The 11,755-nt window shown below is 72.7% G+C and carries 9 protein-coding genes; 5 read left to right on the top strand and 4 right to left on the bottom strand.

Features of this window, described 5'->3' with window-relative positions; genetic code table 11:
• Positions 1 to 8 precede the first annotated feature (8 nt).
• From AB0N27_RS20155 to AB0N27_RS20145, 3 genes are all read right to left on the bottom strand, one after another.
• Positions 9 to 1,421, bottom strand: coding sequence for an oligosaccharide flippase family protein (locus AB0N27_RS20155; protein ID WP_364371710.1), 1,413 nt, complete (start codon positions 1,419 to 1,421; stop codon positions 9 to 11).
• A 128-nt stretch (positions 1,422 to 1,549) separates the two neighbouring features.
• Entirely contained in the window at positions 1,550 to 3,424 is a 1,875-nt protein-coding gene (locus AB0N27_RS20150; protein WP_364371707.1) for a polysaccharide biosynthesis protein, read from the bottom strand.
• A gap of 242 nt (positions 3,425 to 3,666) precedes the next feature.
• A complete protein-coding gene (locus tag AB0N27_RS20145) occupies positions 3,667 to 4,806 on the bottom strand; it encodes an aminotransferase class I/II-fold pyridoxal phosphate-dependent enzyme (protein WP_364371704.1) in 1,140 nt (379 codons plus the stop codon).
• 343 nt (positions 4,807 to 5,149) lie between these two features.
• On the opposite strand from AB0N27_RS20145, the gene AB0N27_RS20140 reads away from it, so the two are divergent.
• Positions 5,150 to 5,704 (top strand): DapH/DapD/GlmU-related protein, encoded by a 555-nt coding sequence (locus AB0N27_RS20140; protein WP_364372140.1) that lies wholly within the window; start codon positions 5,150 to 5,152, stop codon positions 5,702 to 5,704.
• Entirely contained in the window at positions 5,704 to 6,384 is a 681-nt protein-coding gene (locus AB0N27_RS20135) for an acyltransferase (protein ID WP_364371701.1), read from the top strand. Before AB0N27_RS20140 ends, AB0N27_RS20135 begins: the two co-directional genes overlap by 1 nt.
• Here the strand turns inward: AB0N27_RS20135 and AB0N27_RS20130 are convergent.
• Positions 6,291 to 7,571 carry a glycosyltransferase gene (locus tag AB0N27_RS20130; protein ID WP_364371698.1) on the bottom strand — a complete coding sequence of 427 codons (1,281 nt, stop codon included), beginning with the start codon at positions 7,569 to 7,571 and terminating at the stop codon, positions 6,291 to 6,293. The genes AB0N27_RS20135 and AB0N27_RS20130 overlap by 94 nt on opposite strands.
• Before the next feature lie 212 nt (positions 7,572 to 7,783).
• On the opposite strand from AB0N27_RS20130, the gene AB0N27_RS20125 reads away from it, so the two are divergent.
• The 3 genes from AB0N27_RS20125 (at position 7,784) to AB0N27_RS20115 (ending at position 11,747) form a co-directional block, all read left to right on the top strand.
• Positions 7,784 to 9,241 carry a lipopolysaccharide biosynthesis protein gene (locus tag AB0N27_RS20125; protein ID WP_364371695.1) on the top strand — a complete coding sequence of 486 codons (1,458 nt, stop codon included), beginning with the start codon at positions 7,784 to 7,786 and terminating at the stop codon, positions 9,239 to 9,241.
• A gap of 116 nt (positions 9,242 to 9,357) precedes the next feature.
• Positions 9,358 to 10,476, top strand: coding sequence for a glycosyltransferase (locus AB0N27_RS20120; RefSeq protein ID WP_364371692.1), 1,119 nt, complete (start codon positions 9,358 to 9,360; stop codon positions 10,474 to 10,476).
• Between the two features lie 2 nt (positions 10,477 to 10,478).
• Positions 10,479 to 11,747 carry a glycosyltransferase gene (locus AB0N27_RS20115; protein WP_364371689.1) on the top strand — a complete coding sequence of 423 codons (1,269 nt, stop codon included), beginning with the start codon at positions 10,479 to 10,481 and terminating at the stop codon, positions 11,745 to 11,747.
• The last annotated feature ends 8 nt before the right edge of the window (positions 11,748 to 11,755 follow it).

Below are 11,755 nucleotides of genomic sequence, written 5' to 3'. Positions count from 1 at the left end.
CGCCTCTCTCAGGTGGCCCGCACGGTGAGCGCCCGCCGGTAGCCGTAGATGGCAGCCGGGACGACCGTCAGGCTGTAGACGACGACGGCGATGAACGGCGCGGCCGAGAGTCCCAGCCAGTGCACGCCGAACACCTTGCCGACGATGGACAGCGGTAGGTAGAGCAGGTAACCGCAGAGCTGGGGGCGTACGACCCCTGCCGCGTTCTGCACCATGAACCGCGGGGAGATCGCGGCCAGCACGAGCCACCAGCAGGCCAGGCCGACCAGCAGGGAACGGCTTCCGATCGGGATCGGGAGCCACGCGGCGAAGAACTGCTCGCCGTACACCACCAGGAATGTCGACGGCAGCAGCGCGATGAGCGTGGAGACGACTGTCATGCGACGGACGGTCCGGCGTACCCAGTCGAGGTCCCGGCGCGCCAGGGCCTCGCCGTGCATCGGCCACAGCGGCTGGTTCACAAGCGTGACGAGCGCGCCGAGCTGGGTGAAGAGCTTGGCCGGCACCGCGTACGCGGTCACACTGGCCAGGCCCAGGATGTGCGCGATGATCAGCGGGTCGGCGTTGTCGGCGAGCACCATCACCAGCGTCACCAGGAAGAACAGGCCGCCGAGCGCGAACAGGTCGCGGACCCCGCGACGGTCGACGAACCTCGGGCGGGGTGCCAGTTGTGGCAGGCGCCAGCCGAAGGTCCACACCGTGTTGGCGACGTTGACCAGCAACGGGGAGATGGCGATGCTGGCGATGACCGCTATCGGGGGAAGGTCCGCGTACACCGCGCCGAGCGCGAGCGGGAGCGAGAGGGCGCTCGCACCCGCCTGCCAGACGTTGCTGACGGCCACCTGCTGATACGCGTACTGCACCCGGGCGACAAGCGACAGCGGGATGTTCAGCAGGAAGGCGGTCAGGCAGATCAGGGCGACGAGGTGGGCGTCCCGCGCGGCCGCTCCTGTCGCGTTGAACAGCAGCGGCCACGGTACGAGGCCGCCAATCAGCCAGAGCAGGCCACACACCGGCAGCGTGATGCCGCAGACCGCCGCGTAGGCGCTGGAGACGTACCGCCGGGCGGTGTCCGAGTCGCCGTCCACCCGGCACGGCGCGAGCCTGGTCATCAGCCCGAGGCCGACGCCCAGGTCGGCGAAGGCGACCATCCCGGTGACCGCGAGGACAGCGGCCCAGAGTCCGTACAGGTCGGTGCCGAGGTACGACAGCGTCACCGGCAGCAGGAACAGGGGTACGACCGCGCTTACCGCCCGGCTCAGCGCCGCGGTGGCGATCCAGGACAGCAGCCGGCGTCCGCGACCCGGCCGCGGGGCGACGGGGATCGTCGGCGGAGGCGGCTCGACCGTCTGGACGGCCAGCCCCGGACCCGCGGTGTCCGGCCGTTCCTGCCGCTCGAACCTGCCGTCGGGGGCCCGCAAAATGTCCGTCCTATCGATCTCGGGGCGGTGCGAGTGCCGCGGCGCGACCTCGCTCTGGGTCCTCCCGGCATAACTGTCGGTGAGGGGATTTGGATGCGGACGCACCGGCGGTGCCCGGTCGCGGTCGGTCAGCGCGACCGCAGGGGTACGCCCAGCGGACCGTGGACCGTCGGGTCGCTCGGCTGGGCGCTGAGCAGGGCGAGGTGATGGATGACCTTCGCCGTGTCCTCGTACGGGTCGAGCCCGCTCACCTCCGCCGGGTCCAGCGGTGGCACGGCCACGTGGGACACCAGGGGATGGAACGGCCGGTCGTCGATCTCGCCGGTGCCGAGCAGGTCCTCGTGCAGCTTCTCTCCCGGACGCAGGCCGGTGTAGACGATCGGCACGCTGCTCGACGCCTGCTCGGCCATCTGCCGGGCCAGGTCGGCGATGCGTACCGGCTCGCCCATGTCCAGCACCAACGCCTCCCCGTCGCGGCCGATCTCGGCGGCCTGGAGCACCAGGTGCACGGCCTCCTGCACGGTCATCAGGTAGCGGGTGACCTCGGGGTGGGTGACGGTCAGTGGCTTGCCGTCCTCGATCTGCCGCTGGAAGGCGGTCACCACGGAACCGCGACTGCTCAGCACGTTGCCGAACCGGACGCTCAGGAACGTCCCGGGAAAGCGGGACGCGGCGTGCGCGGTCAGCCGCTCGGTGATCCGCTTGGAGTATCCGAGCACGCTTATCGGGTTGGCCGCCTTGTCGGTGGAGATGTTGACGAACCTGGCCACGTCCTGGCAGGCGTCGAGCACCGACAGGGTGCCCCACACGTTCGTCTGGACGGCCTCGCCCGGGTGCCGCTGCAGCAGCGTCAGGTGCTTGAGCGCCGCCGCGTGCAGGATGACCTCGGGTCGTCGTTCGCGGATGATCCGCCGGATGCCCTCGTCGTCCCGCAGGTCGGCGAGGATCAGCTCGGGACCGTCCAGCAGGGCCCGTCCGGCGAGTGACATCTGGAGGCTGTGCAGGGCCGACTCGTCGCGGTCGAGCATCATCAGCTCGCCCGGGTCGGCCTTCATCACCTGCCGGCAGAGTTCGGAGCCGATCGACCCGCCCGCGCCGGTGACCAGGACCCGCCGTCCGGCCAGGCTGTTCGTACTCAGTGGCAGGTCGCCGACGACCTGGCGCCGCCCGAGCAGGTCACCGATCTGCACGTCGCGGACGTCGGTGACGGTGATCCGGTGGTCGACCAGGTCCCGTACCGGGGGCAGGACCTTGAACACCGCGCCCGCCGCCAGCGTGGCCTCGCGGATCTGACGGATCAGCGCGGCGTCGGCGTTGGCCACCGAGAAGATGACAGCCTTCGCGCCGGTGCGTCGTACGGCCCGGCCGACGTCGTGCCGCCCGCCGAGCACCCGGACGCCCCGGATGCGCAGGTCGCGCTTGTCCGGGTCGTCGTCGAGGGCGCCCACCGGCAGGTACCTGCCGCGCGGGTCGCCGAGCAGCGCGCGCAGCAGCTCCTGCCCGGCGTCGCCGATCCCGAACAGCAGCACCGGCGTCGAGGACCGGACGTCGGGTCGCAGGGACAGGTCCCGCCGGTGCCGGTACGCGAACCGGGCACCGAGCATCAGGAGCAGGGCCAGGGCGCCGCCGACCATCGGGGTGCTCGCCGGCACCGGCCGGTGGCTGCTGGGCAGGAGGCCGAGCAGCATGATCGCGGCCGTGGTGATCGCGGTGCCGGCGACTCCCTGAACCTCCTGGAGGCTGCCCAGGGGGTGACGTCCGGAGTAGAGCCGGCGTACCGCCGCCACCGCCACGTGCACGACGGCGGCGAGGACGCCTATCGCCGCGGTCCGACCCAGCTGGCCCGGCGGGAGGTGGAACTCGAACCGCGTCGAGGCGGCGGCGACGAAACCGCTGATCCAGGCGGTGGTGTCGGTGGCGAGAAAGGCGATGGTGCGCCGGCGTGCCCTGGCCCGCCGGTTCCGGCGCTGCGCGTGGTCCGTGTGCTCGGTGTCCTGCGGCATGTCTGGCTCTCCTGCCTCCTGCCCCGTGTCCCGACTGCTTCCGCCGTACACGGCAGAAGGGCCCGTACTGCGCCCTTTGTCCTTGTTACAGGCACAGTGGGGTGCCGTAACCGTGTTTCAGGTAATGCGTGACTTATTGCCTGGCTCGGGGGAACCGGCCAGGCCGGAACGCCTCCCATCGCCACCTGATCGGCCCACATCCCGTACCACTTCGGACGCGCCACCGGGCCGGACCGGACCGGCTAGCCGCCCGCGCGGAGGGCGAGGAACTCCTCGATGGCGGCGAACACCCGGGCGGTCTGCGGCTCGGTCAGGGCGCTCCCGCTGGGCAGGGTGACGCCGTCGGCGAAGAGCCGTTCCGCCGCTCCGGTGAGCAGGCACTCCGCACCGAGGTGCACTGGCTGCATGTGCATCGGCTTCCACACCGGCCGGGTCTCGATGTCCCGCTCGGCCAGGTGGGCCGCCAGGTCGTCGGCCCGCCAACCGCACCGGTCCGGCTCGACGGTGAGGACCGTGAGCCAGCAGTTGGACTCGGTGTCCTCCGCGTTGAGCAGCCGTACGCCGGGGGCCGGGGCGAAGAGTTTCGCGTAGCTGTCCCGCAGGTGCCGGCGTCGGGCGATCATCCCGTCCAGCCGGATCAGCTGGGCCCGGCCCAGGGCCGCGAGGAGGTTGCTGAGCCGGTAGTTGTAGCCGGTCTCGCGGTGCTCGTAGTGCCGTGCCGGTTCCCGGGCCTGCGTGGCGAGGTGTCGAGCCCGCGCGAGAAGCGCGGTGTCGTCGGACACCAGCATCCCGCCGCCGGACGTTGTCATGATCTTGTTGCCGTTGAAGGAGAGCACGCCTACCTGCCCGAACGATCCGGCGGGCTGCCCCGCGTGGCTGGCGCCGAGCGCCTCGGCGGCGTCCTCCACAAGCGGCACGCCGGCCTCGGCGCAGATCGGGCTCAGCGCGCTGTAGTCGGCGCAGCTGCCGAACATGTCGACGGGGACGATCGCGCCGACGCGCTCACCCCGCGACCGCAGCCCCCGGATCAGGTCGTCGACGAGGTCGACGTCCACGTTTCCGGTCCGCGGGTCGCAGTCGACGAACACCGCACGCGCGCCGACGTACCGGACCGCGTTCGCCGTGGCGACGAAGGTCAGGGTCGGCACGATGACCACGTCGCCCGGCCCGACCCCGACGCCCAGCAGGGCCAGGTGCAGGGCTGCCGTCCCCGAGTTGACTGCCACGGCGCCGGCGGTGCCGACCCGTCCGGCGATCGCCTGCTCGAACGCCTCCAGGTCGGGACCGATCGGCGCGGCCCACCCCGAGCGCAGGGCGGCGATCAGGTACGACTCCTCGAGCGGCCCGACGTCGGGTGGCGACAGGTACACCGTGCCGTTCACGGGGTCGTCCGGTGCCGGCGCGTCCGAACATCAGGAGATACGGGGACAAAAGGCATGTAAATGTTGTATCAGTGACGCGAGTTCCGACACGTCAATTCGCCACAGTCGGACAAGCGCGTCGCCCCAATCAACAGCGAGATCCCCTGCCGGACACGGGTCGGGTCACCGGCTTCCCTCCCGGGTGGAGCGCCCGCGGTGAGCGTGGACCCGAGCGGCGCTCATCTCGCCGTGGGGGATTTACCCATAATTTGGGTGATTGTGGTAATCCGCGCAGTTCGCTGAATTTACACTTCGGACCGCGTGATCACCGAACGGCAGGGAGACGGAGATAGTGGTGCTGAGCATGGTGCGCGGCGTGGCGAACGCCCTGCGGGACCGGCGGGCCGCCGCCCGGGACCCGGAGGGTTTCGCCCGGTCCCTCGGCGTCGACCTGCGCGGCCGGGTCCGCTTCTACGGCATCGACCGGGCGATGTTCGGCTCCGAGCCGTGGCTCGTCTCCCTCGGTGACAACGTCTACGTCACCGCGGGGGTCCAGTTCATCACCCACGACGGCGGCACGCTGATCCTGCGCAGGGAGGTGCCCGATCTGGAGTGGACCGCCCCGATCACCGTCGGGGACGACGTCTACCTCGGCGTACGGACGACGATCCTGCCCGGCGTGACGATCGGCGACCGGTGCATCATCGGCGCGGGCTCGGTGGTGGCCCGCGACATCCCGGCCAACAGTGTCGCGGCAGGCGTGCCGGCCCGGGTGATCCGCAGCGTCGACGACTACCTCGACCGGATGCGCGCCCGGTCGCTGGGGTGCGGGCACCTGCCGGCCGCCGAGAAGGCCGCGGTGATCCGTCAGATCTACGGGGTGCCCGAGCAGGTCGGCGCCGGTCGGGCGGGGTTCTGATGCGGGTGGCGGCGGGTCGGCCGGGTGCCGTCCTCGGGGCGGTGGTCCTGGCGCTGCACCGACTCGCGGACACCGTCACCCGCGCCCGCCGGGCCGTCAGGGGCCTCGCCCTCGCCAACCGGTTCGCCGCCCGGGGCGACAACTTCACCTTCGACCCGGACGGCGTCTACACCTGCGAGACGATCGAGGTCGGCCACAATGTGGACCTCGGATACCGGCCGATCCTGGTGGCGGCCCGGGCGCGGATCCGGATCGGCGACAACGTCATGTTCGGCCCCGAGGTGACCATCAGGGGCGGCAACCACCGAATCGACCAGGTGGGCGTACCGATGATCGCGGTCGGCAAGAAGCCCGGCGACGAGAGCCACGACCGTGGCGTGACCATCGGTGACGACGTCTGGGTCGGCACCCGGGCGGTGATCCTGCACGGCGTGACCATCGGCCGGGGTGCGGTGATCGGCGCGGGTGCGGTCGTCACCCGGTCGGTGCCGCCGTACGCCGTGGCGGCCGGCAACCCGGCCCGGGTGATCCGACTGCGCTGGCCGGTGGAGACGATCCGGGACCACGAGCGGCACCTCTACCCGCCTCAGCGGCGGCTGACCTCCGCCGAGCTGGCCGGTCTGGCCGAGCTGCCGACGCCTGTGACGAAGTCGCTGACGAGCGCCGTCCAGGCGCGGTAGTCGAAGCAGTACGCCCGCTCGCGGGCCGCCCGGCTCATCGCCCACCAGCCCTGGTCGTCGAGCAGCAACGCCCGCTCCAGCCCGCGCCGCACGTCGTCCGCCCCGGCGCCGTCGAGGACGATCCCCTCCCGGCCGTCCACGATGTACCGCCCCAGGTCGCTTGTGTGGTTGAGCAGCACGGGACAGCCGGCGGCCAGGCTCTCCGGCACCTTGGACGGGAAGCCCGCCTGCGCGTACCCGGCCGGCGGCCGGACCAGCACCGAGAAGTGCGCCAGGCGCAGCTCGGCGAGCACCCGGTCGCGGGGCACCCGACCGAGGAATGTCACCCGGTCGTCGAGGTCTGCGGGGTCGGCGCCGCCCAGGTCGGAGAGGCTGCCGGCCCGCTCCCGGCTGATCCCGGCGATCACCAGGCGTACCCGGGACCGGTCCTCGGGCGCGAGTGCGCGGATGCCCTCCAGCACCACGGCCAGTTGATCCTTGGCGCCTGCCGATCCCGCGTAGAGCAGCCGGAGCCCGCCGTCGAGCGGGGTCGGCGCGGGGTCGGCGTAGTCGGCGCAGTCCACCTGGGGCGGTACCACGAGCGTGGGTCGGCCCTGGCCGACGAAGTGCCGCTCCAATGTCTCGGAGATGGCGATGACCCGGTCGGCGAGCCGGCCGGCCAGGAAGAACGCCCAGCGGTGCCGGACGAAGTACGGCGTCAGCCAGCCCCGGGGGAACTGCGCCCGGTCGTGCCGTTCGAGCACGTCCACGGTGATCGGGCAGCGTACGGCCGTGCGCAGCACCGCCCAGGTGACCAGGTTCCACACGCTGAGCGGCAGGTGCACGCCGGCCAGCGCCGCCGGGCGGACACCCGCGCCGCGCAGGGCGGCCAGCACCCGCAGCGGGCGGGTGTACCTGTGCAGCCAGCGGCCCGCCATCCCGCCGACGACGCGACGGCGGGGCAGTGTGATCAGGCGGACGCCGGGGGGCAGGTCCGGGGATTCCGGTGGACGCGACCCGTCCTGCGGCCAGTCGTTGACCACAAGTGTCGTACCGCCCGGCGGAGTGGCCGAGCGGGCCAGTTGCAGCAGGCGGTTGGACATCGCGTCCCCGTGCGGGAACCGGTACGCGGCCACCGCCAGCACCTGTGGCGTCGCGGTGGCAGTCGCGGCCGGGATCAGGTCCGTCGTCGTGGTGGGCTCGCCCACGGACTGCCCCCTCGGAGGATTCGGGTTGTTCAACCGTTATGGCCGATAAGTCTAGGCAGCCCGGGTCGGCCAGAGCCCGCTCGCGCCGCCGTGTCGGAGAGGGAACCGGTGTCGGAGTGCTGTCAGTGATGGTGTGACTACGCACAGCAACTGCAACGATCGGTGGTCGTTGTACCTGGTGACCTGTCGACGGGGCGTGGAGGCGGCACGGCATGCGACGACCGATCACCGGAGAGGCGCCCGTCGTCGGGCGACCCGGTCTGGTCGTGGCCGAGCGGCCGACACCCGCGAGCCCTCCGGTTTCGCCCGACACCGGGAAGACCCGCAGCCGTGTGCTCGCCGGCGGCATCGTGTCCTCGCTGGCCGGCAAGATGGTCGGCCTGGCCGCGCCACTGCTGATCACCCCGCTGGCCTTTCGCAGCCTCGGTGCGGAGCGGTACGGCCTCTGGATGGCCGTCACCTCGCTCACCGGCATGGCGCTCTTCGCCGACTTCGGGCTCGGCAACGGGCTGCTGACCCGGCTGGCGAGGTTGCGCGGCACCGGCGAACGGCGGGCGGCGGCCCGGGAGGTCTCCAGCGCGTACGCGCTGCTGGGCGCGCTGTCCGTCCTGCTGATGGTGGTGCTGGTGGCGACCCTGTGGTGGGTGCCCTGGCCGGCGCTGCTGAACGCCACGGCCCCGGCGGTGGCCGGCGACGCCCGGGCGGTGGTGCTGCTCTGCTTCGGCGCCTTCCTGGTCAACATCCCGCTCGCCCTCATCCAGCGGGTCCAGTACGCCCACCAGCAGGTGGCCCAGAGCAACCTCTGGCAGGCCGGCGGCAGCCTCGTCTCGGTCGCGCTTGTCTACGCCGCTGTCGCCGGCGGCGCCGGTGACGTGGCGGTCATCGCCGCCGCGGTGCTCGCGGTGCCGGTGGTCAACCTGGCCAACTCCGTCTGCTACTTCGCCTGGCAGGACCGGGATCTGCGACCCCGGCCGCGGCACGTGCGGGCGGCGGTGGCCCGTGGGCTGCTCCGGTTGGGTGCCCGGTTCTTCCTGCTCTCGGTGCTCTCGTCGGTGGTGCTCAACCTCGACGGCTTCCTGATCGGTCGGGTGCTCGGGCTTCCCGCCGCGGCGACCTACGCGGTGGTGCTGCGGATGTTCGCCCTGCTGACACTCTTCATCACCCTGGTGAACCTGCCGCTCTGGCCGGCCAACGGCGAGGCGCTGGCCCGCGGTGATCTCACCTGGGTACGGCGCGTCACCCTCCGGATGGTCTGCCTGTCCGCAGGCGTCGTCGTCCTACCCGGACTCGCGCTCGTGCTGATCGGCAACGACGTGCTGCGGCTCTGGGTCCGCGCGGCCGACCTCCCGCCGGTGTCGCCCACGCTCTTCGCCGGGCTCGCCGTCTGGTCGGTGCTGCTGGCCGTCGCGGCTCCACTGTTCATGGTGCAGAACAGCGTCGGTCTGCTCCGACCCCAGTTCGTCGGCTGGACGGGCTGCCTGCTGCTGGCCGTACCCCTGAAGATCGTGTTGGCCGCCCGGGTGGGCCTGCCCGGGGTGGCGCTCGCCTCGGCCGCGACCTACGGGCTCACGGTGCTGCCGGCCGCCGTGGTCGGCTACCGCCGGGTGCTGGCCGGCGGGTCGTCGCGGCCGGAGAGGGCCACCACCGCCGCGACTGTCGTGGGGCCGTGAGCGATCGGGCCCGGCGCGGCGGCGTCACCTCGTCGCGGCTGCCGCAGTTACCACCCGGGGTGCGGCCGGCGCACCCGGACCGGCTCGTCGTCGAGCCTCGTGCGGAACGAGGGGCCATGCAACGTCACACCGTGCGCGACAGCCGACGCCGCCCGGTGGTGGTGCAGCACTCGGCCGGCACGCCGGGGGCCAACGGCCCGCTGACCGCCGTGCAGCGCGTGCTCGACTCGCCGCTGGCCGAGCGCTACGAGTTCGTCCGGATGCACCAGCACGCGGGCAACGGCAGCCTGAACGTGCCACTGCTGCGCCAGTGGGTACGCCTGCTGCGACGCATCCGCCCCGACCTCGTGCACGTCCGGGGCCTGCAGAACGAGGGCTTCCACGGGGTGCTCGCCGCGCGCCTCGCCGGCTGCCGCCGGATCCTGGTCACCGTGCACGGCACCGTCCGCGACCTGCGGCAGCCCGGCCGGCCCTGGCGTCGCCGGCTGCTCGTGCACGGGGCCGAACCCGCCACCCTGCGGATGGCCAGCCACGTCGGCACCGTCTGCGACTACGCGGCCCGCCGCGACTTCCTCCGCGACCCGGGCGCGACGTTCGTCGGGGTGATCCCCAACGGGGTGCCGCTGCCGGCACACCCCCGCGCGCACCGGGAGCGGGTCCGCGCCGCGCTGGGCCTGCGCCCCGACGACGTGGCCATGATCGCGGTGTCCCGGCTGACCTGGGAGAAGGGCTACGGCGTCCTCGCCGACGCGCTGCGCCGACTGCCGCCGTCCACGGTCCGCCGGTCCGCCGCCCGCCGGGTGCTGCTCGTCGCCGGCGACGGCCCGGACCGGGAGGGAATCACCGCGGCCCTCGCCGACACCGGAGACGTCGAGGTGCGGCTGCTCGGCAACCGACTGGACGTGCCGGACCTGCTCGGCGCGGCGGACCTCTTCGTCTTCCCGACCCTGCACGAGAACCTCTCCAACGCGCTGCTGGAGGCCATGGCGCACGGGCTGCCCGTCGTCGCCTCGGCGGTCGGCGGCAACGTCGAGGTGCTGCGCTCCGGTGGCGGCCGGCTGGTGCCGGCGGGTGATCCCGACGCCCTGGCCGGAGCGCTGTCGCCGCTGCTCGACGACTCCGCCGAGCGGCTGCACGTGGGTGAACTGGGTCGCAAGGTGGTGGCCGAGGGCTACAGCCTCGACGTCATGCTCGGCTCACTCGACCGGGTCTACCAGCGGATCATCGGGGAGTGAGCATGGCGCACCGTCGCAGCCCACGGGTCACCCTGCTGGGCTTCACCGTGCCGGACGACCTGCTCGCCGAGATCATCGCCCGGGACACCATCATGCCCACCCAGACGCACACCTTCGCCTGGGGACTGGTCCACAGTTTGCGGGCCGCCGACTGTCAGGTGCACCTGCTGTCGGCCGCCCCGGTGTCCACCTGGCCGGGCAACCGTCAGGTCCGCTTCCGCCCCGGACGGTTCCGGCAGGACGGCGTGGACGGTCACCTGCTGGCGTTCGTCAACCTGCTCGGCCTCAAGCACCTCACCCGGTTCGTGGCGGCCTGGCGCACCGGAAGCCGTGAGCTGCGAAAGCAGGCGACCGATGTGCTCCTCGTCCACGGGGTGCACTCGCCCTTCCTGTGGTTCGGCGTGCTGCGGGCCCGGCGGCGCGGCGTCCGGGTGGTGCCGGTGCTCACCGACCCGCCGGGTGTCGCGCTGCCCACCGACGGACGGGTGGTCCGGCTGCTGCGCGGGCTCGACGTGGCGCTGGTCCGGGCCGCGCTGGCCCGCTGCTCCGGGGTGATCGCGCTGACGCCCGCGCTCGCCGACGACTTCGCGCCCGGCCGTCCCCGGCTGGTGATGGAGGGCATCTGCGCCACCGGGCCGGCGAGCGTCGCCGAGGCACCGCCGGTGGCGACCCGGGACGTCGTCTACGCCGGCGGCCTGAGCCGCGCCTACGGCGTCGACCGGCTCGTCGAGGCGTTCCGCGGGCTGCCCGGGGACGACCTGCGGCTGTGCGTGTACGGGCGTGGTGAACTGGAGGGCTGGCTGCGTGACCAGGCCGCCGTGGACCGGCGGATCGCGCCGCCGCGGCTGCTGCCCCGGGCCGAGCTGCTGCCCCGGCTGTCCCGGGCGAGGGTGCTGGTGAACCCCCGGCCGGTGGATCAGGACTTCGTCCGCTGGTCGTTTCCGTCGAAGATCATCGAGTACCTGGCCACCGGCGTGCCTGTGGTGAGCACCAGGCTGCCGGGCATCCCGGCGGACTACACCCCCTGGCTGTCGTTCGCTGAGCCGGACACCGTCGAGGGGCTGCGCGCGGCCCTGGGTCGGGTGGTGAGTCTGCCGCCCGGCGCGGCCCGTGAGCGCGGCGCCGGCGGCGCCCGGTTCGTGCGGGAAACCCGCAACCCGGCGGCCCAGGGGCGCCGGATGCACGACTTCCTCGCCGACCTGTGCGGGCTCACCGGCGAGCGGGACACTCCGGCCGACGTGCCGGCGCCCGCCCCGGGCCGGGTCGGCTGACCCGCGGC

This window comes from Micromonospora sp. NPDC093244 (genome assembly GCF_040683695.1).
Classification (GTDB): domain Bacteria; phylum Actinomycetota; class Actinomycetes; order Mycobacteriales; family Micromonosporaceae; genus Micromonospora.
This window is presented reverse-complemented; position numbering and strand designations above follow the sequence as displayed.

Excerpts from the sequence above, each read along its gene's own strand:
- AB0N27_RS20125 (WP_364371695.1), top strand. The coding sequence starts at position 7,784 with ATGCGACGACCGATCACCGGAGAGGCGCCCGTCGTCGGGCGACCCGGT.
- AB0N27_RS20120 (WP_364371692.1), top strand. The coding sequence starts at position 9,358 with ATGCAACGTCACACCGTGCGCGACAGCCGACGCCGCCCGGTGGTGGTG.
- AB0N27_RS20140 (WP_364372140.1), top strand. The coding sequence starts at position 5,150 with ATGGTGCGCGGCGTGGCGAACGCCCTGCGGGACCGGCGGGCCGCCGCC.
- AB0N27_RS20150 (WP_364371707.1), bottom strand. The coding sequence starts at position 3,424 with ATGCCGCAGGACACCGAGCACACGGACCACGCGCAGCGCCGGAACCGG.
- AB0N27_RS20135 (WP_364371701.1), top strand. The coding sequence starts at position 5,704 with ATGCGGGTGGCGGCGGGTCGGCCGGGTGCCGTCCTCGGGGCGGTGGTC.
- AB0N27_RS20115 (WP_364371689.1), top strand. The coding sequence starts at position 10,479 with ATGGCGCACCGTCGCAGCCCACGGGTCACCCTGCTGGGCTTCACCGTG.